This window comes from Devosia sp. MC1541, from assembly GCF_012847305.1.
Classification (GTDB): domain Bacteria; phylum Pseudomonadota; class Alphaproteobacteria; order Rhizobiales; family Devosiaceae; genus Devosia.
On sequence record NZ_JABBDZ010000001.1, the window covers coordinates 164,371 to 188,375 of the forward strand.

Sequence of the window (24,005 nt, forward strand, 5' to 3'; positions counted from 1 at the left end):
CTCTGCCGAAGGTGGGCTCCCTCGGCCACTCCTCGTCTTGTTATGGTGTGGATGTGCCCTTGCGACTGTTGGCAGACAGCGTGTTCTCCGCTTCTTCGCGGTCGTTGAACGCCTTCTTGCCCATCTGCAAATGCGATTGCAGGGCATATTGAAAATGGATGCGATCGCGCAGGGCGAGGCCGTCAATGACGCTGTCGTGCTGCTCAAAAGTGACGCCGGTGAAATCGCGGAGTTCCTTGGCGCGTTCCATAATCCGCAGCATCACCGGCTTCATGATGCGATAGACGTCGAGAACGGCGCGATTGTTGAGAATGGCGACCAGACGGAGGTGAAACTGAAAGTCCATCTCCGACGCCTGAACAATCGTGGCTGCATCACGCAGCTTGCCATTAATGTCGCGCAACTCGACAATATCGGTGGCGGTAATCCGGTCAAAGATGATGTCGACCGAGCTGATTTCGATCAATTGCCGTAGGCCCTGCACGTCAGAGAATGTCTGACGCGAAATATCGAGCGTGTTGAACGAAAACAGGTCCAGTGCGCGTTCCATGCGGTCATCGATGATGATCGCCCCGATCTTGGGTCGAACGGACACCATGCCGTAGGCCTTCATGATACGCATGGCCTCGCGCACAGTATTGCGGCTGGCTTGAAAGCGTTCGCACAGCTCGCGCTCCGTAGGCAGGCTATCGCCCACGGTCAGCCTGCCGTCTGTGATCAGTCCCCTGATGTTCTGAACCATCGCATCCACAGCGGACGGGATTGAGTTGCGAACAATAGTGTCGTTGAGCGACTGCCCATCAGACGACCGTGTTGTAGCGTCGCTCATCCTTTAACAGCCCCGACGGTGAGGCCTTCGGACAAGAAGCGTTGCGCATAGACGTAGAGAATTGCGACCGGCACGGCGGTCAATAAGGATGCTGCCATCAGCTTACCCCAAGGGAGAATATCGCCCACCACAAGCGACTGCAGGCCGATGGGAAGCGTGCGCAGAGATTCACTGGTGATGAAGACGAAGGCAAAGAGAAACTCGTTCCAAGCGTTGGTGAACGCAAACAAGGTGACGGAAAGGATCGCCGGAGCTGCCAGAGGAAGCGTAATGCGCCAGAAGATATAGAGACGACTTGCACCATCAATACGGGCCGCTTCTTCCAGTTCGACCGGGATGGACCGAAAGTAACCCATTAATACCCAAGTCGCGAAGGGCAAAAGGAAGGTAGGGTAAGTAATAATGAGCGCGATGTGTGAATTGATCACGCCAATGGTGGTGAGTGTCTGATACAGCGGGATGAACAGAAGCGTGCCGGGCAAAAGGTAGGTGATCAGCAGCAGCGTTGTCAGAAGCCCTGCGCCGCGGAAGCGCAGCCGTGAGAGGGCATAGGCGGCAAGGGACGCTAGCGCGACCGAAATCACCGTGCTGACAGCGGCAACGAAGACCGAGTTCAGCAGCCAGGTCAGGAAGGGCGTGTCGCCGACGAGTGAGCGATATTGCTCCAAGGTCGCTGGCTCTGGCCAAAAGATCGACCGACGCTCGCTGATTTGCGCCGTGGATTTGAGCGAGGTGGTGATGATCCAATAAAAGGGAAAGAGCACAAAGGCGAGGAGCGGCAAGAGGACGATCACCCGCGCTATGGGCCCCGCATTGGAGCGCGCCGATTTCCGGAAAATCGGCTGGACGGGTGAGCGGCCCGTCGCGACGCGCACCCGGCGGATCAACCATTCGATACCGGCAAAGGCCAGATTGATCGGCAGGAAGATCAGATCGATGAAGCCGGTGAACACCCGCGCTGCAATTTTCATGACACTGTGACCGGTGCCGCTGCGCTTTGCCGAGGCGCCATCGCGCTTATCGTCGTGGCGCATGAACCGCGCCAAGAGCCAAATCAGGATCGCCATCAAGGGCGCAACACTGAAGGCTATGGCGATGCCGGGGCCATATTGGAGCGAGCCCAAAGCTTTCTCATAGGCGAGGATCGAATAGAGCTTTGTCGCGCCGCCCGGTCCCCCCTGGGTCATCAGGAAGGGCAGGCCAAACTGATTGAAGGTCGAGATAAAGGACAAGAGCAGCGTTACGACGACGACATAGCGAAGGCTGGGCAGGGTGACGCTACGGAACCTTTGGACAGCATTGGCACCATCGACCTGGGCGGCCTCAATCTGCTCGCGGTCGACCGCCTTCAGCCCGGCTAAGAGCAAGAGGACAAAGAAGGGAATACCCTTCCACACATTGACCGAAATAATGCTGCCCATGGCCATGGTCGGATCCGACAGCCAACCCAGTGGCCGGTCGATTACGCCAACCCCTTGCAGGATCGGATTAAGCCCGCCGAACATCGGATCATAAATGCTTTTCCAGGCGAGTGCGGTGACGATCTCTGGAACAATCCACGGCAGCAGCATGATGCCGCTGAGCAGTGCGCGGAAGGGCAGGCGGCTATTGAGGATAAGCGCCACGGTCATGCCGATGACGAATTTCAGGCTGAGCGACCAGAAGGTGAATTGGATGGTGTTCTGCATCGCCTGCAGAAAATCGCTGCTGCTCCACAGGCGCTGGTAATTGCGCAAGCCAACCTGGGTTGTCTCACCGGTTAGAAAGTTAAGCGAAGTGGTGCTGATGAAGATGGCGCTGACAAATGGCCAGAATATGAGCAAGGCCATGATGATCACGAGTGGAAGGATGAAGGCGTAACCAACCTTCCAGTCACGCCCCAAGAGCCCTTCGAGCTGCTTCTTGCTGGTCAGCTTTGGTCGGGGCAATTGTGTGGTCAGGCTCATACGGTCGTCCATAAAGGCGCTCCATCAGATCGCTATGGCGCAACGAGACCCTGGGTGGCAGGGCCTCGCCGCTCCGGGAAGAAAGGGAGACAGCGGCGACCCGATAGGACCGCCACTGATCGCTTGTGCTGGCTTAAAGGATGCCGCCTTCTTCGAAGATCTGGACGATCTTGTTGTGTCCGTCAGTCACAGCTTCTTGCGAGGTCATACGGCCGGAGATGACATTGCTCATGGCTTGTTCGAGCACGCCCTGAGCACGGATCGCGTCGATCTGTGCGGCAGGTTGGGCTGGCCAAGATGCGCCGATGTATGGATCCTTGACGCTGACCTGGCTCTTGATGATCTCAAAGTTCGGGTCAGAGGCAATAAGTTCTGGTGTCCAAAGGTTTTCATAGGCTGGCATGAAGAGGCCGCCTGCGACGGAAGACATTTGCGTGAAATTGGCCGGGTCGAGCAGGTCCAATGCAAGCTGCTTGGCCAAATCGACATTGGGCGCGCCCTTGAAGATGGTGAGCCACCCGCCCACTGCGCCGCCATCACGGCTACCGCCATCGTTGCCATTGGGCTGACGGAGAAGAACCGTGTTGGGGAACACCGGATTGTTGTCGCGCTTGGCGGCCGCATAGAGCGAGAAGGCGTTTGCGGTATAGCCAACACTGCCCGCCAGATAGGCTTCGTTGTTGGAAATATCGCCCCAGCTTTCTACGCCCGGCGGCAACATGGCCGCATATTTGCCGTTGCGATCATAGGTTTCGCGGACGAACTCGAACGCAGCCACGGTGTTCGGGTTGTCGAATTCAACCTTAGTGCCAGTGGCGTCGGTGAAGTGGCCGTTGAAGGCATTGAGAATTGCCGAGGCAACGCCCCAGCCGTCGCCGGACTGGTTGACGGTCAGGCCCCAACCATAAAAGCCATTGGCCGGATCGGAGATGGCCAGAGCCGCGTCGCGGCGCTTCCCCCACGTGTCCAGCGTGCGCCAATCAATGCCCTTTTCGAGCAATTTATCGTTGCGGAAGAAGGTGCCCGTTGAATTGGCGATGAACGGGACCGCAGCCCAGCGGCCGTCGACCTTGCCGTTCTGCTCTGCGTTGATCCCCGGCATAACATTGCCGTAGCGTTTTGTGGCTTCTTCCACCACGTCGGTGACGTCTTCGAGCAGCCCCAGAAGCTGCATTTGAGGCACCGAGATCGTGCTGGTGTAAGCCAGATCTGGCGGGTTTCCAGCACGTACGGCGGCCGACATTTTGCCTAAGAAGTCGCCGAAAGACTCCGGATTTGTGGTTGAAATGTCGAGTTGGGCACCGTTGGTGGTGGCAAATTTTGTCACGGTGTCGCGGAAAAGGTTTTGGGCCGCTTCGAAGTATTCTGTGCGGTGAATAACGGTGAGCTTGCCTGCTGCGCCTTCCGGCAGAGCTTGCTCAGCTTCCTGCGCCAGCAGCGGCATACCATTGCTTGCTGCCCATAGGCCTAGGCCTGCAGCACCACCATTTTTTAGCACGTCACGGCGATTGATCTTCTTAAAAGTCATTCGTCCTATTCCTCCTTTTGGACATGACTGCGCGCTCGCTGAGCCAGTAAAGGCGGCGATGAATACTGCGATGCGCTTTAACCTCCCGTGTGAAGACTCTCCTTGCCTTCACCTATCCGCGCCAAAAGCAGGCTTTTGTCCCATCAATAGGCCCGAATATGCACTATGACTGACGCAGGATGGGGTTTGAGTCAACATTTGTCCCACAAAAGACTTGATGCTTGGAAGTTCGCGCTTTAACAAATTGGCATTAGCTATGTTGTTCTTGCCGGTTTGAGGAGGCGGGCGTGAACAACTTGTCAGTTCTATTTAAAGAACAATTTGCCGTTCTTGGGCTGACAAAACCGCAAATCATCGTTCTGGGAGGACTAGATGGGTGCCGTAACGATCCGCAATGTTCGCAAGGCCTATGGCGCAGTCGAGGTGCTGCACGGCGTTTCCATCGATATTGAGGATGGCGAATTCGTCATTCTCGTCGGCCCGTCGGGGTGCGGAAAGTCGACACTGCTGCGCATGATTGCCGGGCTGGAAGACATCACTGGCGGCGACATTGAGATCGGCGGACAGCTGGTCAACGATCTGGAGCCCAAAGATCGCGATATCGCCATGGTGTTTCAGTCCTACGCGCTTTACCCGCATATGACGGTCGAGGAGAACATGGCGTTCTCGCTCAAACTGGGCCGTGTCCCCAAAGATGAAATCCGCCGTCGCGTGCTCAATGCCGCGCAGATTTTAGGGCTCCAAGATTATCTCGAGCGCTATCCGCGACACTTGTCAGGTGGGCAGCGCCAGCGCGTTGCGATGGGCCGGGCGATTGTCCGAAACCCCAAGGTTTTTCTATTCGACGAGCCTTTAAGCAATCTCGATGCAAAGCTGCGCGTGCAGATGCGCAGCGAGATCAAGCTGAACCATCAGCGCCTTAAGACCACTACCATCTATGTGACGCATGATCAGATTGAAGCCATGACCATGGCCAATCGGATTGTGGTCATGCATTCGGGCAATATCGAGCAGATCGGCACGCCACTGGAGCTCTATGATCGTCCGGCAAACCTGTTCGTCGCCAGCTTCATTGGCTCACCCGCCATGAACATAATTTCGGGCGCGTTGGATGGCACCAGTTTCATCTTCCCGGACGGCAAAAGAGTTGACCTCGGTGCCTTGCCGAGTGGCGTGGTAAATGGACCAATCAGCCTTGGTGTTCGACCCGAGCATTTTACCCTCGATCCCCAAGGGGTTCAGGCCGAGGTCGTGCTCATTGAGCCGACTGGATCGGAAACGCAGGTGACGCTGCGCCTCGGGGGCAAGGATATTGTCGGGGTGTTCCGCGAGCGCATCGAGGCGCAACCCGGCCAGTCCATTGGTATCAGTTTCCAGCGTGAGCTGGCGCATCTGTTTGCGGCTGAAGACGGCCGCCGTATTGAACGCTAGAAAACTCAGCGTTCGCGCCTCGGCGCGAAAAAGGTATCCCGGCTCAATGGGGCAGAGCCGGGATGACTGGTTTACAGCCAGATATTCTGGATCACGTCCCAGCCCATACGGAGGGCCGTGAGGGTCAGAAAGGCTGCAAAAGAGTAGGACAGCGTTTTGCGGGGAATGCTGTGCGCCAGCTTTGCACCATAGGGAGCCACCAGCATGGTGAGCGGGATCAAAGCCACCAGTGCGATCAGGTTCAGATAGCCGATAGATCCTGCTGGCAGGCCTTCAGCGCCAAAACCGGTGATGATGTAACCAATGGTGCCAGGGATGGCGATGACGAAGCCCAGAGCGGATGCCGTGCCGACAGCCTTGCGGATATCGTAACCGAAGGTTGTAAGGATCGGAACGCTCAGCGTGCCGCCACCAATGCCCATCAGCGACGAAATCAGACCGACAACGGTGCCGAATGCGGCTTTGAGAGCCGGATGCGGGAAGTCGGTTGCGACAGCCGGGCTGTTGGCGCGCAGCGTCATATTGATCGCCACGAGCAGTGCCACAACGGCGAAGATCGCCGTGAGCACAATGCCCGAAACATAGGCGGAGAAGATCGCGCCAGCGATCACGCCAATCACAATCGGCAGGGACCAAGACTTGATCAGATCGAAGTCAACGGCACCCTTTTTGTAGTGAGAGCGCGCTGAGGAGAGCGAGGTGAAAATGATCGTGGTGAGCGAAGTCGCAACCGCAATCTTCATACGCAGGCCCTCATCGATCCCGAGGCCGCCCAGAACGAAATAGAGCACTGGGACAATGATGATACCACCACCGACGCCCAAAAGGCCGGCAACGAGCCCGCCCATGAGCCCGGCAAAGATCATCGCGACGACAAAGAGCCCGTAATCTGCGAAAAATTCCATGGTGGTGCTTAGCCTTCCAGAGCTTCGAGCAGGGCGATGCCGAGTTCGGCGTCACCCGCTTCCACTGCCTTGACTGCATTGCGCAGCGCTCGCAGCCAAGGGGTTGGGACGCCAAGCTGTTCGCCAATCTCGATAACTGGCAGAACTTGGAAATCAACTTCCGTCGGACGCTTGAAGGTCGCTAGATCGCGCCACACGCCAGTGCGGCGATTGTCATGGGAGTTCCAATAGCGCGTCTGGGCGTCCCAGGAGGCCTGCATCTCGGCTTCAGTGCCGCCAGCGCGGAACGCCTTTGGATCAAACCCATCGCTGTTTTCGATGCGAATGCCCTTGGCGTCAGCAACGGCCGTGACTTCCGCGCAGATCTTGGCCAGAACCGCGCGCGCCTTTGGACGTTGGTAAACGTCAACGACGTCCATATCGGCGATTGCAGTGCCGAAGTAGACCGCGCCAAGTGCCATTTTGGCCCAGAGATAGCCAAAAATATTGTCGGTGATATCGACCTTATGAACCGGCGCGAGCAATTCGCCCAGTTCCTTGATCCGGTCAGTGATCTGGCCGTCAACTTCGCCAATCTTGAAGCTGCCGCTGCCACCGTTCTTGATGTGACCCGGTTCGACAAAGAAGCCACCAAAGGTCAGGTACCCACCGATGGTGCGGTCCGCGCCAACAGCGTCGGCGATGCGGTATTCTTCAAGCCCGTTCTGCAGCGAGACAACGCAGCCGTCCGCCGCGAGAACGCGCTTGACCATGTCGAGCGTGCTTGCCGTGTGCGGAGCCTTAACGGCCAGCAGAATGATATCGTAGGTGCCAGAGACGTCCTCCGGCAGTATGATGTTTGCGGGCACACTCACGTCGCGCACGCCGCTCAGACGCAGCCCATTGGCACGCACCGCCGCCACATGGGCCGCGTTCGCGTCAACGAGATCAACAGTGTGACCTTGTTCGATCAGATGCACGCCAGCGATGGCGCCGATAGCGCCAGCGCCGACAACGAGAATAGACTGACCCATTTAGCGCAACTGACGCGAGAAGGGCATGTGGGTGCGGCCGGTGTGCGTGCCCCCGGTGACTTCGAGGATCGCACCTGTGGTCCAGGACGAGCGGTCCGAGGTCAGGAAAGCTGCCGCTTCCGCAACGTCGATTGCCGCGCCGGTCCGGCCGATTGGCGTGCCTTCGAGGGTCAGGTTGACATATGGGTGCAGGCTATCGTCGGTTTCGGTGACGATATTGTCGAGGATCAGGCCCGGAGCAACGGCATTGACGCGGATGCCATATTGGCCCAGCTCGATGGCGAAGATGTGGGTGAGCAGTTCAACCGCAGCCTTCGAGCCGCTGTAATGCGCGCCACCGGCACGACCCGAGCGCGCCGCGCCCGAGGAGATGTTGATGATGGAACCCTTGACGCCGGCGTCGATCCACTTGCGGGACAGCGCCTGACAGGTGAGCATGGTGCCACGCGTGTTGACGTTGAACACGCTGTCCCATTCTTCAACGGTCACATCGAGCATGGAGCAGTTTGGGAAAATACCATGCGCATTGGCCAAGAGGTCTGGCAGGCCGGCGAAAGCTTCTGCTTCCGCCACCATGCGCTGAACTTCGTCAAACTGCGACTGGTCGCCCTGTACGGCGAACACTTTGCCGGGGTAGGTTTCAGCGATTTCTGCGGCAACAGCCTTCACGCGACCAACATCGAGGTCGGCCATGACCACAATGGCGCCTTCGCGAAGGTAAACTTCGGTAATCGCACGGCCCAAGCGACCTGCAGCGCCGGTAACCAGCGCGATTTTGTTTTCAAGAAGCATTTTTGAGATCAGTTCTGCTTGCAGTCGAGTTCGGCCGAAGCCTGTTCGAGAATTTCGATGGCCTGTTTCAGGCCCCACGCCACGCGATTGCGGGCACGCGATGCGCCAACGGTTAGGAACTTGAACGCGTCGGTACCGGCCTCAACCTGCGCCATGTCGCGAAGCGGACGGAGCGACGGATAGATCGGCGTCATGATCGCCGCATCTTGCTCAAAGCGGTCCGCCTCGCTGTAGTCGAGGATGACCAATTGGCGAGAAACACCGATCAGCGCCGCGTTTGCTCTGGCGTAGCCGGCTTCGTCCGAGAGAGTGGCAAGGCGTGCATTGAATGCCGTCGCGATTTCGGTCAGGCGGTTAGCGCGCTCTATCAGCACCGACATGTCGAACTTGCCAACAATGCCTGCCTGGATAGCGTTCAGCTCTTCAGAGAAATAACGACCGTGTTCGGCCCAATCGAGCGGCAGAACCTTGTCGGCGAGGAGGCGCCAGACCGTGTGGAAGTAAATCTTGGTGTCGCGCACCAAAATCTCTTCGTCCATCTTGTCGAGCAAATCATCGGGCGTGTGCCACCACCAACCGGTGCCAGCACCCTTGCGGTTGCCGCCGCCGAAAACGGCTGCCGATGCGTTCGCATCCGCGCCAGCTGGCTGTTCGCTCATATTGCCGTAAATGGCCGAAACGCCGATGCCCCAGAAGGACTGGTCGCCAGCGCGGGCCATGCGGCGATTGGAGAACTCTTGCTGAGCCTGGTCCCAGATCGATTCAACGGCCAATGCACGCAGTTCTGCCGCAGCAGTCGTGTCGGTCACGATGATGTTGCCCTTACCGCCAGTCGAGTCGACGTTGACGTGCACAAGCGCGCGCTTTTCCAACTCTTCCCAATGCTCTTCAGCGTACCAGGTGGAGCCGGAGTAGCGACCCTGCGAGTGGCCAGACCAGAAGACGATGCGCAGGCCACGCTGCCACAGATCGCGGCGCTCAGCGGCAACACGACCAACTTCCATCATGGTGGCATTGGCGCCGCCATTGTCCATCACGCCATAGTACCAAGTGTCGTGGTGGCCGGTGAAGAAGACGAATGGCTCTTCGTCATCGCCCGTCGCGCTTGGCAGGTCGGCCACCAGAATGGGGGTCTTGCGCCAGCGGGTATCGACGTCCGCGTGCAATGTGACCTGGTAGTCTGGGTTTTCAGCCAGCTTCGCCCGGATCGCCGTGCCGTTTTCGAGCGGCGTGCTGACGACAACGGTCTGTGGCAGATTGCCGACAGTTTGCTCGGTCGGGCTGCCCCAAACCGGTGAAATGCACATTTCGTGCGTGTGCTCGTGTGGGCTGACATGGAGCTGGCCAAGTGCGCCAGCTTCAGTCGCGCGCTGTGAAACGACAGCGCCTGCAACGCCATCAACGATGACGATCTTGCCGCGAACGTCCTTGCCAGCGAATTCAGCCGCAGAGCCCGAACCCACATCGACGAGACCCGCCGTAATCCCTTCAGCAGGCGAGGACTGCGAGAAGGAGTGGGTGATGCAACGGTGTTCACCGTCTGGGGTGACGATGCGCGCCTTTTGAGGAAGGCTGATATAGGCGTCGTGCAGGATGAGATCGGTCTTAAAACCGTAAGAGTTCATCTGCGCTTGGATATAGGCCAAGCTCTTGAGCTCTTCATCGATGCCGGATTCTTTCCGCCACTTTGAGAACTCGACGAGGTGTTCCCACATCAATGGGCCGTTGATGGAATTGAGCAGATCTTGGGGGACGATCGCCTTCATTCTGATGCCTCCTTCGCCTGCAGCGACGCAAGCGGAATAGTTTTATTGCGCATGATCAGGCTCAGGATCGCGACGATGATAATCGCGAACAAAATCAAGAGACTGGACAGCGCAGCAATGGTTGGGTCCTGCCATTTCTGCAGGTAGAGGAACATTTCAATCGGCAGGGTGTTGGCGCCCGCGCGAACGAGGAACAGCGTTGTTTCCACCTGGTCGAACGAGGTCATGAAAGCAAACAGCGCCGAGACCACCATGCTCACCGAAATCTGCGGCATCACCACCTTTGTGAAAGCGCGGACTGGCTTGGCGCCCAGATCCATTGCCGCTTCCTGCAGCGACCAATCGAAATTGGCGAGCGAGGCGGTGATGACGGTCACGATGAAGGGCAGAACCACAACGACGTGCACGAACAGCAGGCTGGCGTAATTGCCAAACATGCCGATGCGAACAACGAACATGAACGCAGCAACGCCCAAAACGATGTTCGGCAGAACGATCGGCGAGAGCAGGAAGGCACGGATCAGGTTTGCCAGCTTGGGCTGGTAGCGGACGATGGCATAGGACGCCATGGTGCCAATGACCATCGCAATCGCTGTCGCCAACAGCGCGAGCATCACACTGCGACCTGTAGCGAGATAGAACGTGTCCTGTGCGAACAGGTTTTCATACCAGCGGGTCGAATAGCCCTCAGGCGGGAAGACGTTGTGCGCCACGCTCGAAAACGAGTTGAGGATCACAATCGCCAGCGGCGCGAGCACGTAGAACACGCCCATCACCGCGAACAGGCCCAGCAGCAAATAACGATAATGGGGGATAGTTTTATCAGACATCACTATACCTCACTAAAGCGCAGCAAGCGGTTGGAGATCATCACGGTGATCATAGCCAAGCCGAGCAGTGCGATGCCGCCAACAGCCGCAAGTGGCCAGTTGATTTCGGTGGTCGCGGTGTAGACCTGCAGCGGCAGGATCAGGATGCGGCCGCCACCCAAAATCTGTGGCGTCACGAAAGCGCCAAGCGCCAGGGTAAAGGCGATTTGCGCACCAGAAACCAGGCCGGGCAGGGTGAGGGGGAAGGTCACGCGACGGAATGTGGTCCACCAACCGGCACCAAGGTCCATTGCGGCTTCGCGCAGGTTGGGGTCGATACGCTGCATCACCGAGAAGATCGGGAAGACAACGAACGGCAGGAACACATGCGTCAAGCTGATGACGACGCCGGTCAGATTGAAGACGAGGCGGACCGGCTCAGGGAACTGCAGGATCTGCTGCAAGAACCAGTTAATCGGGCCCTGATCGGCCAGCAACACGGTCCAGCCATAGGTGCGCACGACGACCGAAACGAGGATCGGCGAGAAGATGATCACAGCGAACCACTTCTGCATCCACGGCTTTTGCATGCGCCAGAGCGCATAGGCCAGCGGATAGCCAATCACGATCGACACAAAGGTCGTCACTGAGGCCATCTTGAGCGTGTCGAGAATGACCATGTGGTAATAGGAGTCCGTGAAGAACTCGATATAGGTGTCGAAGCTGAAATCCTCAATCAGGCGACCCCGCTCAAAGCGGTAGAAGCTGTACTGAAAGAAGGTCAGCAGCGGCATTACGAAGGCGCCGAGCATCACGGTCATAACCGGTGACAGCAGGAGCCAAGGCATGATGCGACGGGTGAACGGCGGCTTTGCTGGTGTTATCGCCAGCTTGCCCGAGGTGTTGGAGACGGCATCAGTCATCGCCGAAAAGCGTCGTTGCCGCCCCCTCCCAGCCAAGGGCCACGATGGTCCCAACCGCAGGGGCAGCGCTGGTACCATCGTGGTGGAGTTCGACCGTTAGGTCGATTGGGGTGTTCTGAATTTGAACCGTGACGAGGATCGAAGAGCCTGAGAACACGGTCTGTTTGACGAGGCCCGAGAGGCGCACCTGCGCGTTGGCAGCAGCATCGCCAACGCGGACGCGCTCGTGACGGACGGACACGACACCGGTCTTGCCATTGCCGATCTGGCCGATTGGCGTGGCAAAGCTGGCTTCGCCGACACGGACCATCGCGGTTTGGCCGGAGACTTCGAGGATTTCGACCGGCAGCAAATTGGTGTTGCCAATGAAGCTGGCGACGAACCGGGTCGAAGGGCGGTCGTAGATTTCTTGGGGCGAAGCAAGCTGGTCGATTTTGCCCTTGTTCATCACGGCGATCTGGTCGGACATGGTCAATGCCTCGCCCTGATCATGGGTTACGTAGATGAAGGTGGTACCGACTTCTTGCTGGATGCGCTTGAGCTCCATCTGCATTTGCAGACGCAGCTTCAGATCGAGCGCGCCGAGCGGCTCGTCGAGCAGCAGAACCTCAGGCTTGTTGACCAGTGCGCGGGCAAGGGCCACACGCTGCATCTGGCCACCCGAAAGCTGGCGTGGCTTGCGTTCTGCCATCGGCAAAAGGCTAACCATTTCAAGTGCATCGGCGACGCGCTTACGAATTTCGTTGCGCTCGAGCTTTGCCACTTCCAAGCCGAAGGCGACGTTCTGAGCGACGGTCATATGGGGGAACAGCGCCCAGCGCTGGAACACCATATTGGTGGGGCGCGAGTAAGCTGCAACATTGTGCATGTCTTTGCCCGCAATACGGATCTGGCCGCTATCTGGCCATTCGAACCCGCTCATCATGCGCAAAGTTGTTGTCTTCCCGCAGCCGGAGGGGCCGAGAAGGGAGAAGAAGCTACCCTTGGGCACAGAAAACGAGATGTCGTCTACCGCAAGATAGTCAGCGAAAACTTTGCTGACATTTTGGAACTCGACGTCAAAATTCATTTGTAACTCGCTTGGAATGCACGGCAAACATGCGGAGGGGCGCAGAGCGCCCCTCTCATGATCAACGCATGTTAACCTTGACTTCACGATCCCAGCGCTGACGCCAATCAGGCGTCACTTCGCCGATGTGGCCGTAGTCAAACACAATGGATTCCTCAGCCAGGCTGAGCTGCAGCATCGGGTTGGTCTTCTGCTTTTCGGTAAGAACAGCATTGGACACAACCGGGATGGACGAGGTCAGATCGCCGTAGCGGCCAGCGTTTTCAGCTTCGAGCAGCGAGTTGATCAGCGACGCGCAGACGGCCTTTTCAGCTTCGTCCGAACCGTCAACGATAGCGAGGTAGCTCGGGAACGCGATCGCGCCTTCCTTTGGAACTGCGAAGGCAAATGGGCCACCTTCTTCGATCCATACGTTGGAGATCGAGGAGAACCATGGCGCAGCCCAGGCGTCGCCGCTCACCAGCAGGTTCTTCACAGCGTCGTTGGAATCAACCAGCGCGCGGAAGTTCTTGGCGTTTTCGGCCCAGACCTTGAAGCCCGGATCGATATTGAATTCGTCACCGCCGTTGAGCTTTGCAGCAACAGCCATCATGCGGGTGTCGTAGTCGAACATGGTCACGCGGCCTTCATAGGCCTCGCTCCAAAGGTCGGCCCACGAGGTCGGTGGGGTTGGAACCGCATCCTTGTTGTAGAGGATGCCGACAGCGTTCATCTGGTAGCCAACACCGCGATCTTCAGCGCGACGGAAGTTTTCCATGACGTTGGTGAGGTTTGGAACAGAGGCAACGTCGAGAACATCCCACATGCCCTCTGCGTCGCCCTTAGTGATGGCGTCAGCATTGAAGAAGCCGCAGTGAACCAGCGGATTGTCCGGGGTGGTGCGGCGTGCCGCGACCATCTGCGGGTAGGTGATCGCGTTGTTCGATTCCAGAATGTTGATGGTCACATTCGGGTTCGCGGCGCGATAGGCCTCGATAATTTCAGTAGGGACAACGCCCTGGTTCGAACCAGCCCAGATGAAGAAGGTAATTTCAGTCTTGTCTTGGGCAAATACGGCGGGAGCGACGGCTACGCCGCCAAGGAGTGCTGCCGTCAGCGCTGCAATACGTATCATACTTAGTCTCCGTATGGGGACGTGTACTCACGTCTCCCGACCCTTTTGAATGCGCGGCGCGTGGGGCATGCACTGCGCATCTCGTATAAATACGATACGAAAATTGCGCATAGTCAAGAATGAGTTTGCAGAATGATGCGAAATGCGTAATTTTATTGCAGGGAGGATGCGGGATGCAAAAAGTGGTTTTGGATCAGCTTGATCAAGACATCATCGCCTTGCTGGCGAAAGATGGTCGGGTTTCATTTCGTGAAATCGCGCGACAGTTAAACGTCTCGGAGGGGACGGTGCGGTTGCGATTCACGCGCCTGCAAGACGAAAACCTTATTCGCGTGACCCTGGTGGGTAGTCCTATTGCTTTGGGCGTTGGGGTGTCAGCGATGACATTGCTGCGGGTAAAGCCCGGACACACGCGCGAGACAGCCGAAATTCTGGGTCAGCAAAGCAATGTTCGCTTTGTTGGTCTCTCCTTTGGCCCAGCCGATGTGATGATACAATCCCTCCATAAGGATGTGGCAGATCTCCATCGGTTCGTGTCGGAAGTGGTGCCCAAGGTTGCCCCTGCAGTGACCAGCACCGACACCTTCCAAATTGCTGAGGTCACCAAGAGCTCCTGGACCTGGGGCGATTGGTTTGAATACCTCGAGTCCGATCAGGACTAGTTCTGAACTTCAACTTCTCAAGGCTTTGTCTGTTGTCTCCAACCCAACCGAGTTTCGTTTCGCGTCCTGAAATTGTTGGTAGCTTCGGGGTGGTCTCGTCCACGCACTGGATCGCCAGCGCCGTGGCAATGTCCATTCTTGAGCGTGGCGGCAACGCGTTTGATGCTGCGGTTGCCGGTGGTCTTACCCTGCAAGCTGTTGAGCCGCATTTGAATGGCCCGGCGGGTGAAGTTCCGATTGTCTTTTACAATGCGCGCACCGAGCAGACTGAAGTTTTGTGCGGGCAGGGGGTAGCACCCGGCGCAGCGACGCCAGAGCGTTTTACCGATCTTGGTCTTGACCTTATTCCCGGCTCCGGCCTTCTTGCTGCCGTTGTTCCCGGCGCATTCGACGCTTGGCTGGTGATGCTGCGCGATCATGGCACCATGCGTCTGCGCGATGTGTTCGAGCCGCTTATTCACTATGCCCGCAATGGCATTCCTGTTTTGCCGCGCATCAATTCAGCTGTGGCCGGGATGCGGACCGTCTTTGAGAACCATTGGCATGGTTCGCGCGATGTCTACCTCAAGAATGGTGATCTGCCGCCAGTGGGCACTATGCACCGCAATCCGGTCATGGCCGACACGTATGAGCGCATTCTGTCTGAGGCCGAGGCTGTCGGCGGCGATCGTGATCGCCAGATCGAGGCCGCGCGTCGCGCTTGGTACAAGGGCTTTGTCGCTGAGGCGATGGATCGCTTCAGCCAATCCGGCGATGTCCTCGATGTCGACGGCGTCCCGCACAAGGGTCTTCTCACCGCCGACGATATGGGGCGTTGGGAAGCCAGCTACGAAAAGCCACTGTCGCTAAAGTTCCGGGACTTTGAAGTCTTTAAGCCTGGCCCATGGAGCCAGGGGCCGGTCATGCTGCAGCAATTGTCGCTGCTCGATGGTTTTGCCCTCGAAGACATGGACCCATCAGGGGATGAATACATCCACCTGATCCTCGAGGCCGGCAAGCTCGCCTTCGCCGACCGCGAGGCCGCTTATGGCGACCCGAAATTCAGCGATGTTCCGATGGAACACCTGCTCTCCAAATCATACTCCGAAGAGCGCCGCCGCCTGATGGGCGAGACAGCTTCGCAGGATTTGCAGCCCGGTATTGAAACCGACGCTGCTTGGGAGGCGCATCTCGCCGCCATTCACACACGCGAGACCAAGGCCGCGGCGGGCGCAGGCGAACCCACTGTTGCTCCGGTCCTCGGCGTTGGTGAGCCAACAGTCGCTCCGCCACCAGCCGAGCGTGGCGACACCTGCCACATCTGTGTCGTGGATCGTCATGGCAATATGGTTTCTGCGACCCCAAGCGGCGGTTGGCTGCAGAGCTCGCCGGTCATTCCGGAGCTGGGCTTCCCGCTCAACTCGCGCGCTCAAATGTTCTGGCTCCAGCCCGGTCTGCCGAGCACGATTGCGCCCTATAAGCGCCCGCGCACAACACTGTCGGCTTCGCTCGCCCATCGTGATGGCAAGCCGTATATGGCTTGGGGCACGCCGGGCGGTGATCAGCAAGATCAGTGGTCGTTGCAACTCTTCCTCCGCCACGCGGTCTCGGGGCTCAACCTGCAGCAGTCCATCGAAGCGCCTAACTGGCACACGGATCACTTCCCAAGCTCGTTCTGGCCACGCGCCGCTAAGCCCAACACCGTCGTTGTCGATGGTCAGATGCCGGAAGCCACTGTCACCAAATTGCGTGAACGCGGTCACGACGTGGTTGTTGGTCCTGTCTGGTCCGAAGGTCGCCTCTGTGCGGTCTCGCAAAAGGACGGCATCCTCAAGGGCGGTGCAGACCCACGCACCTCCCAGGGCTATGCCATCGGCCGCTGATGAAAGATTTTTCCGACATGAGCACCTCAATTGTCGCCAGCTATTCCAGCTTCGGTTCTGCCGCTGAGGTGCTTTCTTTCTCCGAGCAAGTCCGCCCAACGCCTCAAAAGGGTGAGGTGGTCGTCCGCATCCACGCCTCCGGCATCAATCCGTCAGACGTCAAAAAGCGGTCTGGTTGGGGCAGCACAATGCCTCCTGCTCAGCCCATTGTCCCACACAGCGATGGCGCGGGTGTGGTCGAATGCGTCGGTGCCGGTGTCCCAGAGCATTGGGTCGGTCGCCGCGTCTGGGTGTTTAACGCACAGGGCGCCGCCTCCTATGGTGGTTCGGGCCCGGAAGCAGGCACTGCTGCCACCTACAGCTGCCTGCCGCTGTCCCATGTCGTGCCTCTGCCCGATAATGTCTCGTTTGAGGTTGGAGCTTGCCTCGGCATTCCCGCCCGTACCGCGCATTACGTCACCTTCTGCGATGGTCCGGTCGCCGGCAAAACACTCCTCGTGCAAGGCGGGGCTGGGGCCGTTGGTGAGCTGGCCGTTCAGTTCGCCGTAGCCGCTGGCGCGACCGTCATCACGACAGTCTCTTCGCCAGAAAAAGCCGAGGTCGCACGTGCGGCTGGAGCCCACCACATCATCAACCGCAAGACCGAAGATGTGGTGAAGTGCGTTCGCAGCATCGCCCCGCAAGGCGTTGATCGCATTATTGAAGTTGATTTCGGCGCGAACGCTGCCATTGACGCTGCCGTGCTGAAACTCGGCGGTCAGATTGCCAGCTATTCCTCGCCATCCGACCGTACCCCGGCCATCCCTTACTATCCGCTACAGTTCACCAATGCCCATATTCGGCTCGCGCCGATCTTTATGATTTCGGAGGGCGACAGTCTGCGTGGGCTTGCGGACATCAACTTTGCGCTCTCGATGGGGCAGCTTCGTCCAACCATCGCTGCGACCTTCGCCCTCCGCGAAATTGCCGATGCGCATGAAGCCGTAGAAGCCCCAAAGCAGCCGGGCAATGTGGTGTGCCTCGTCTGAGACACACCGGGGGTGTGGACTAGACCCGCGTGAATTTTTGCGCTGACACCGGCGTCTGCGGATATTCGGTTGGCTCAGCGGTCGCGAAAATCTTCATCACAATGTCTTCGCCCTCGACCACCTTGCCAAAGGCAGCGAAGCCCTGACCATCCGGGTTGCGTCGGCCACCAAAGTCCAGCTCTGGCTGATCGCCAATGCAGATAAAGAACTCCGATGTCGCCGTGCCCGGGTCAAGGCGCGCCATCGACACCGTCATGTGCTGATGCTTTATTCCTGTCACAGAGGTCGGCTCATGGGCGATGGGTGGGAAGATTTGCGGCTGGTCATCCTTGGGATCGATGCCCATCTGGACGACTTCGATTTTCGGGTCACGCTCCGGCGCTTGGTTGCCCAGCGTTACAACCCGATAGGCGCGCGCCGTGTCGAGGTGCCCGCCGTCGACATAGGCGAGGAAATTCTCTGTCGTGATCGGAGCCCGTTCCGGCTCTAGGCCTAGGGTGAAATTGCCCAGCTCGGTTTCGACGCGGACCATAATCATATGCGATGACTTTCAAGAGAATGGGTGCCCCCGCCGAAAGAGCGGCGAGGGCATTGAGCACTTATTCAGCGATGGTGGCGTCGCGGAAGTACGGCACGTTCAGCGACGAACGCCAGAAGCCGGACACCTGCGGGCTCATCATCATGTAATTGTAACGATGATATTGCGGCAGGATGGCGTGGTCGTTCATCAGGATCGCCTCAGCCGCACGCATATGGTCGCGTGACGTGGCTTCATCGGTTGCCTGCTTTGCCGCTTCGATCTCAGCGTCATATTCGGCATTCGACCAGTTGTTGAGGTTGTTGGCCGAACCGGTGACAAAATTGTCGAGGAAGGTCATTGGGTGCGGATAGTCAGCGCCCCAGCCCATCTGTGCGATCTGGTATTCGACCTTCTGCACTTCTGGATAGAACACCTGCCATTCGGTGGCCTGGATCTCGACGTCGATGTTGAGATTTTCCTTCCACATCTGCTGAATAGCTTCGAGCAGCTTTTCGATTGGTGGGGAGGTGTAGGTCACAAAGACGGTCGAAGGGAAGCCTTCGCCATTCGGATAGCCAGCCTCAGCAAGGGCGGCCTTCGCGCCTTCAACGTCTGCCGTTTCCGAAAGACCAAAATTGTCGCGGCCTTCGGTATAGTCTTCGCCGCCAAGGCTCATGCCGGGTGGTACGAGGCCTAGCGCTGGCGTGTCAGCCGACTGCAGCACGAATTCGATGATTTCCGAGCGGTCGATGGCCATGGAGAGGGCCTTACGCACGTTCAGATTGTCGAGTGGTGCTTGGTTCGGGTTGAAGAACGCATAGGTGGTGCCCAGCGCCGGAACGACCATGAAGGCGTCCGATTCAACCGACAGGCGTGGAATTTCTGGCGATGGCACAGCTTCGATGCCGTCAACGTCGCCAGCTTCCATAGCGGCAAGCGCGGTTGCTGGGTCTGGGATCAGGCGGAATGTGAGCTTATCGAGGCTGACAGCGTCGGCGTCGTAATAGTTCGGGTTCTTCTCAAAGACGACGGACTCGCCCTGATTGAACGCGGTCACGCGGAATGGGCCGGTGCCGATAAAGGTCGCCGGGTTGCGGGTCCAGCCTTCAGGGTCAGCCGAAACAACGTCCTCACGCACCGGGTAGAATGCCGGGTAGTTCAGGAGCTGCATCATATAGGGGACGCGCTGCTTGAGCGTGAAGGTGAGGGTCTTGTCGTCTGGAGCCGAGACTGCAATTGCGCCAGCGTCGCCACCGTTATAAGCCTCTTCAGCGCCAACGATGTGGTAGAGCATCTGCGAGTTCATCGCGCCGGAGGCTGGGTCGAGCACGCGCTTCCACGCATAGACGAAGTCCGAAGCCTTTACCGCCTCGCCGTCCGACCACTTGGCGTCGCGCAGCTTGAAGGTATAGGTGAGGCCGTCCTCAGAAATTTCCCAGGTTTCGGCCAGTGCCGGAATGACTTCGCCTTCTGGGCTGTAGCGGATCAGGCCTTCAAAGGTGTTGCCGATGATCGGTGCTGCGAAGGTTTCCGCAGTGGTACCGGGATCGTATTTGGCGCTTTCGTTGTTGACCACATAGGTCAATTCCCCAGCAGCGAAGACTCCCCCAGTCGTCGCCAGCAGCGCTGCCGTTATCATCGGCAGAAGCATCTTGTTCATGACGTTCTCTCCTGTTGTGAGGTCGCAAAGACCTCGTTTGGCCTGTCCGCCAATTCCTTGGCGAAATGGCAGGCGGAGACATGGCCTCCGCCAATATCAACCAATGGCGGCTCGATCCTCGCGCACAGCTCGGTGGCGAGCGGGCAGCGGGTGCGGAAGCGGCAGCCAGTGGGAATGTCGAGTGGGCTCGGAATTTCGCCCTGCATCGGCTCAACCTTGCGGGTCACTGATTGGTCCGGCACGGGAATGGCCGAGAGCAGCGCCCGCGTATAAGGGTGCGACGGGCGATGATAGAGATCAGCGCTCGGCGCTAATTCAACAATCTTGCCCAGATACATAACCCCGATGCGGTCCGAGATGTGGCGCACCATCGAGAGGTCATGGGTGATGAAAAGATAGGTCAGCCCGAGTTCGTCTTGCAGGTCCTCAAGCATGTTGACCACCTGCGCCTGAACGGAAACGTCCAGCGCCGAGATCGGCTCGTCGCAAATGACGAGATCCGGCTCAAGCGCGATAGCGCGGGCAATGCCGATACGCTGGCGCTGACCGCCCGAGAATTCATGGGCAAAGCGCGCAGCGGCGTCGGTAGGCAGGCCAACACGGTCCAACAGTTTGCTGACCTTAGCCCTTCGTTCAGCCGGCGTGCCGACCCCCGCGATTTCCAGCGGTTCGGCAATCAGCTCGCCAACGCTCATCCTCGGATTAAGGCTGGCATAGGGGTCTTGGAAAATCATCTGCACGCGACGCCGGAACTTTGCCAACCGACGCTCTGGCAATGCGCCCACGTCCTGGCCGTCAAAGATCAGACTGCCAGAGGTCGGCTCATGCAGACGGATCACCGTCCGAGCCAATGTGGATTTTCCGCAACCGGATTCGCCGACTAGGCCGAGGGTTTCGCCCTTCATCAAATCCAAGTCTACGCCGTCTACCGCGCGCAGGATTGGGGCCTGTGTGAATGGTGGAGCCGGGAGATGAAAATGCTTCTTGAGATTGCGCAGCGAGAGGAGAGGCTGGGTCATGCGACCACCTCATGCAGTCCTGCGACCTTGGGTGCCTCGGGGTGCTGGATCCAGCACCGGGATTGATGGCTGTCGCCAAACAGCGGGGGCAGGGCCGCGACGCATTGGGTCATGGCGTGGGGGCAGCGTGGTGCGAAGGGGCAGCCGGGCGGCGGAGCGAGCATATTGGGTGGGCTGCCTGGAATTGGCGTCAAACGCTGGTGGCTATCATCGCGCAGGTCCGGAACCGCGCCGATTAGGCCGAGGGTGTAAGGGTGTGCTGGAGCCGCAAACAGGTCCCGAACATTGGCGGTTTCCATCACCATGCCGCCGTAGAGGACCAGCACCCGGTCGCACACTTCTGCAATGACACCGAGATCATGCGTGATCAGAATAACGGACATGCCCAAACGCGTTTGCAGGTCTTTCAACAGCGACAAAATCTGCCGCTGGATAGTCACGTCCAAAGCCGTTGTTGGCTCATCGGCGATCAGCAGTTTCGGGTCGCAGGCCAGCGCCATAGCGATCATCACGCGCTGACGCATTCCGCCTGAAAACTCATGCGGATAAGACTTGAGCCGAGTGGCCGCCGAAGGGATGCGCACCAATTCAAAGAGTTCGATTGCGCGTGCCCGGGCCTCGGCGCGGGTCGCCTTTCGATGGCGCAGAATGGTTTCCATCACCTGCTCACCCACGCTCAGTGTGGGGTTGAGCGAGGTCATAGGGTCTTGGAAAATAACGCTGACCCGGTCGCCGCGAATATCGGCCAGCTCTGCTTCGTCGAGTTTGAGCAGGTCTTGGCCCTCAAAATGGGCCGAGCCCGATTTGATCCGGCCACCGGCCTTGAGCAGTTTTAACACCGACATGCACGTAATCGACTTGCCCGAGCCGCTCTCGCCGACAAAGCCGAGCATTTCTCCCGGGCGCACGTCAAAGCTGACGCCACGCACTGCTTGCACCTCGCCACGGCGGGTAAAGAACGATGTGGTCAGGTCTTTGACTGATAAAATGGGCTGGGTCATGCGCTCAACCTCGGGTCGAGTGCATCGCGCAATCCATCGCCAAGGAAGTTGAAGGCGAACATCGTCAGCGAAATGGCAGCTGCTGGGAAGAACAATTGGTGCGGATAGGCGCGCAAGGTTTCGACAGCTTCCGATGTCAGCGAACCCCAAGAAGCCAATGGCGGCGTCACGCCAAGGCCAATAAAACTCATGAAGCTTTCAATGAAAATGGCCGACGGGATCAGCATGGTCAGCGTGACAATGATTGGCCCCAGCGCATTGGGGAGCAGGTGGCGCGTCAAAATCCGCGCCGGAGACGCGCCCATGGTGCGGGCCGCCGCCACATAGTCGAGGCTTTTGAGCGAGAGGATTTGGCCCCGCACAATGCGCGCCATGTCCACCCAGAACACTGAACCAATCGCGATAATGATCGACAGCAGACCGGAGTTGAACACCACCATCAGCAGGACAACATAGAGCGTCAGCGGGATGGTCGAGATGATTTCGACAATACGCATCATCACGGCGTCGACCTTGCCACCGACATAACCGGCTATGCCGCCGTAAAAGACGCCGATGAAGAAATTCACCAGCGTCGCCACAAAGGCCACGGTCAGCGAGATCTGCGCGCCATAAAGCTGGCGCACGAGAATATCGCGACCAAGCTGATCCGTGCCAAAGAGATAGGTGCGGTTCCAGCTCCAGCCGGATGGTCTTAGCTCCGCGCCATCTTCAAGCAGAATGCGGGCAGGGAGCTTGCTATAATCAAGCGTAATGGGCTGGCCGCCGATTTCGAAGGCCTGCTGCTTCTTGATCATGTCGCGCCGTTCGCCCCGCACAAGGCCCAGCACAAACCCACTCTCATCGACCTCATAGATGTTGAAGTTCGATGCGTTGAGGAACACGCGCGCAGTTTCGCCTTCGGCATTGGTCAGCGCATAGGTTTCAAAAGCGGGCGGAATATTCGCGAGCTTGAGGTCCTGCTTGTAATAGGTGTGTGGCGACAGCATCGGGCCAAAAAATGCGGCCAAGACCAAAGCGATGATGAAGACGATACTGGCGACGGCGAGCTTGTTGGAGAGCAGGCGGCGGCGCACTTCCTGACCATAGGTCGGCGCGGGTGGTTGAACCGGCGCGGCCAGCGCTTCCGGCGGAAGCTTGGCCCACATATCGGGAGAAATCTCGGTCATGCTTTGGCCTTGCTCAACTTGATGCGTGGGTCGAGCCAAACGTAGAGCAGGTCGACAATGAGGATCATGACCATCAGAATGGCAGCGTAGAAAATGGTAATGCCCATGATCGCCGTGTAATCGCGATTGGTAATCGAGAGCACGAACTGGCGACCGATGCCGGGCAGGGCAAAAATCTGCTCGATGACGAAAGAGCCGGTGATCAGATTGGCGACAACTGGCCCGAGCACAGTGACGACAGGCAGCAACGAATTGCGCAAACCGTGCTTGATCAGGATTTGACCTGGTCGCAGGCCTTTGGCGCGCGCCGTGGTCATATAGTCCTGTTCAAGCGTCTCCAGCAGCGACGAGCGCGTCAGCCGCGAGACAAAAGAAATCCAAAAGCCCGATAGCGCGAAGACCGGCAGGATGTAGCCGCGCCAGTCATCCAGACCAAAGGTCGGGACCCAGCCTAGGCGCAGCGCAAAGACATAAAGCGATACCGTGGCAATCACATAAGAGGGAATGGCAACGCCGAGCGTGGCGATGAACATTACCGTCGTGTCCGGCCAGCGATTGCGGTTCAGCGCCGCAACAATCCCCAGTGGCACACCCAATGCTACAACACAGATAACGGCCAAGAGGCCCGTCTGCAGCGTGACCGGCAGGCCCGATGCAATCATCGTGTTCACGGAAACGCCGGGGTATTTAAACGAGGGTCCGAAATCGAGCCGCAGCATTCCCCCGAGGTAGTTGAAATATTGCTGCCAGCTCGGCTGGTCGAGGCCATATTTGGCATTCAGCGCAGCGGCAATTTCCGGCGCAAGCATCTTCTCAGAAACGAACGGACCACCTGGAACGGAATGCATGAGGAAGAAAGTCAAAGTTATAATGGCCCAAAGCGTGAGCGCCATCATGCCCAGACGTTGCAATATATACGACTGCATTGGTCGTCTGTTCCAATTCAGAAATTTCGAGGG

At 58.3% G+C, this 24,005-nt stretch carries 21 protein-coding genes; 4 read left to right on the top strand and 17 right to left on the bottom strand.

From position 1 onward, the window contains the following. Window positions 1-40: 40 nt before the first annotated feature. The 3 genes from HKD40_RS00740 to HKD40_RS00750 all read right to left on the bottom strand — a co-directional run bounded on the left by HKD40_RS00740 (window position 41) and on the right by HKD40_RS00750 (window position 4,303). Window positions 41-829, bottom strand: coding sequence for a GntR family transcriptional regulator (locus tag HKD40_RS00740; protein WP_169193808.1), 789 nt, complete (start codon window positions 827-829; stop codon window positions 41-43). Then, complete coding sequence (locus tag HKD40_RS00745) at window positions 826-2,787, bottom strand: ABC transporter permease subunit (protein ID WP_169193809.1); 1,962 nt, start codon at window positions 2,785-2,787, stop codon at window positions 826-828. The genes HKD40_RS00740 and HKD40_RS00745 overlap by 4 nt, the downstream gene beginning before the upstream one ends. 121 nt (window positions 2,788-2,908) lie before the next feature. Continuing rightward, a complete protein-coding gene (locus tag HKD40_RS00750; protein ID WP_169193810.1) occupies window positions 2,909-4,303 on the bottom strand; it encodes an extracellular solute-binding protein in 1,395 nt (464 codons plus the stop codon). Between the two features lie 372 nt (window positions 4,304-4,675). Here HKD40_RS00750 and ugpC point away from each other — a divergent pair, with 372 nt between their 5' ends. Further along, window positions 4,676-5,734 carry a sn-glycerol-3-phosphate ABC transporter ATP-binding protein UgpC gene (gene ugpC, locus HKD40_RS00755; protein WP_169193811.1) on the top strand — a complete coding sequence of 353 codons (1,059 nt, stop codon included), beginning with the start codon at window positions 4,676-4,678 and terminating at the stop codon, window positions 5,732-5,734. 71 nt (window positions 5,735-5,805) lie between these two features. On the opposite strand, the gene HKD40_RS00760 is transcribed toward ugpC, so the two are convergent. The 8 genes from HKD40_RS00760 to HKD40_RS00795 form a co-directional block, all read right to left on the bottom strand. Continuing rightward, window positions 5,806-6,639, bottom strand: a complete 834-nt coding sequence (locus HKD40_RS00760) for a sulfite exporter TauE/SafE family protein (RefSeq protein ID WP_169193812.1) — start codon at window positions 6,637-6,639, stop codon at window positions 5,806-5,808. Between the two features lie 8 nt (window positions 6,640-6,647). Continuing rightward, the gene (locus HKD40_RS00765; protein ID WP_169193813.1) at window positions 6,648-7,652 is read right to left on the bottom strand and encodes a 2-dehydropantoate 2-reductase; all 1,005 of its coding nucleotides are present in this window, start codon (window positions 7,650-7,652) and stop codon (window positions 6,648-6,650) included. Beyond that, window positions 7,653-8,444 carry an SDR family NAD(P)-dependent oxidoreductase gene (locus HKD40_RS00770; RefSeq protein WP_169193814.1) on the bottom strand — a complete coding sequence of 264 codons (792 nt, stop codon included), beginning with the start codon at window positions 8,442-8,444 and terminating at the stop codon, window positions 7,653-7,655. 8 nt (window positions 8,445-8,452) lie between these two features. Further along, complete coding sequence (locus HKD40_RS00775; RefSeq protein ID WP_169193815.1) at window positions 8,453-10,210, bottom strand: M28 family peptidase; 1,758 nt, start codon at window positions 10,208-10,210, stop codon at window positions 8,453-8,455. After that, complete coding sequence (locus HKD40_RS00780; protein ID WP_169193816.1) at window positions 10,207-11,040, bottom strand: ABC transporter permease; 834 nt, start codon at window positions 11,038-11,040, stop codon at window positions 10,207-10,209. The genes HKD40_RS00775 and HKD40_RS00780 overlap by 4 nt, the downstream gene beginning before the upstream one ends. 2 nt (window positions 11,041-11,042) lie before the next feature. Further along, window positions 11,043-11,942: an ABC transporter permease gene (locus HKD40_RS00785; protein WP_169193817.1), complete on the bottom strand. Its 900-nt coding sequence runs from the start codon at window positions 11,940-11,942 to the stop codon at window positions 11,043-11,045. Further along, the gene (locus HKD40_RS00790) at window positions 11,935-13,011 is read right to left on the bottom strand and encodes an ABC transporter ATP-binding protein (RefSeq protein WP_169193818.1); all 1,077 of its coding nucleotides are present in this window, start codon (window positions 13,009-13,011) and stop codon (window positions 11,935-11,937) included. The genes HKD40_RS00785 and HKD40_RS00790 overlap by 8 nt, the downstream gene beginning before the upstream one ends. 61 nt (window positions 13,012-13,072) lie before the next feature. After that, window positions 13,073-14,125: an extracellular solute-binding protein gene (locus HKD40_RS00795; protein ID WP_169193819.1), complete on the bottom strand. Its 1,053-nt coding sequence runs from the start codon at window positions 14,123-14,125 to the stop codon at window positions 13,073-13,075. Between the two features lie 173 nt (window positions 14,126-14,298). On the opposite strand from HKD40_RS00795, the gene HKD40_RS00800 reads away from it, so the two are divergent. The 3 genes from HKD40_RS00800 (at window position 14,299) to HKD40_RS00810 (ending at window position 17,677) form a co-directional block, all read left to right on the top strand. Then, window positions 14,299-14,787, top strand: coding sequence for an Lrp/AsnC family transcriptional regulator (locus tag HKD40_RS00800; RefSeq protein WP_169193820.1), 489 nt, complete (start codon window positions 14,299-14,301; stop codon window positions 14,785-14,787). Window positions 14,788-14,915: 128 nt separating this feature from the next. Next, window positions 14,916-16,649, top strand: coding sequence for a gamma-glutamyltransferase family protein (locus HKD40_RS00805; RefSeq protein ID WP_169194170.1), 1,734 nt, complete (start codon window positions 14,916-14,918; stop codon window positions 16,647-16,649). 17 nt (window positions 16,650-16,666) lie between these two features. Beyond that, window positions 16,667-17,677, top strand: coding sequence for an NADPH:quinone reductase (locus HKD40_RS00810; protein ID WP_169193821.1), 1,011 nt, complete (start codon window positions 16,667-16,669; stop codon window positions 17,675-17,677). 19 nt (window positions 17,678-17,696) lie between these two features. On the opposite strand, the gene HKD40_RS00815 is transcribed toward HKD40_RS00810, so the two are convergent. The 6 genes from HKD40_RS00815 to HKD40_RS00840 form a co-directional block, all read right to left on the bottom strand. After that, the gene (locus HKD40_RS00815) at window positions 17,697-18,209 is read right to left on the bottom strand and encodes a peptidylprolyl isomerase (RefSeq protein ID WP_210256986.1); all 513 of its coding nucleotides are present in this window, start codon (window positions 18,207-18,209) and stop codon (window positions 17,697-17,699) included. A 67-nt stretch (window positions 18,210-18,276) separates the two neighbouring features. After that, on the bottom strand, window positions 18,277-19,857 hold the full coding sequence (locus tag HKD40_RS00820) for a peptide ABC transporter substrate-binding protein (protein WP_169193823.1): 1,581 nt from the start codon (window positions 19,855-19,857) through the stop codon (window positions 18,277-18,279). Continuing rightward, on the bottom strand, window positions 19,854-20,876 hold the full coding sequence (locus HKD40_RS00825) for an oligopeptide/dipeptide ABC transporter ATP-binding protein (protein WP_169193824.1): 1,023 nt from the start codon (window positions 20,874-20,876) through the stop codon (window positions 19,854-19,856). The genes HKD40_RS00820 and HKD40_RS00825 overlap by 4 nt, the downstream gene beginning before the upstream one ends. Next, complete coding sequence (locus HKD40_RS00830; RefSeq protein WP_169193825.1) at window positions 20,873-21,877, bottom strand: ABC transporter ATP-binding protein; 1,005 nt, start codon at window positions 21,875-21,877, stop codon at window positions 20,873-20,875. Before HKD40_RS00830 ends, HKD40_RS00825 begins: the two co-directional genes overlap by 4 nt. Then, entirely contained in the window at window positions 21,874-23,046 is a 1,173-nt protein-coding gene (locus HKD40_RS00835) for an ABC transporter permease (protein ID WP_210256987.1), read from the bottom strand. The genes HKD40_RS00830 and HKD40_RS00835 overlap by 4 nt, the downstream gene beginning before the upstream one ends. Continuing rightward, complete coding sequence (locus HKD40_RS00840; RefSeq protein ID WP_169193826.1) at window positions 23,043-23,972, bottom strand: ABC transporter permease; 930 nt, start codon at window positions 23,970-23,972, stop codon at window positions 23,043-23,045. The genes HKD40_RS00835 and HKD40_RS00840 overlap by 4 nt, the downstream gene beginning before the upstream one ends. Between the last annotated feature and the right edge of the window lie 33 nt (window positions 23,973-24,005).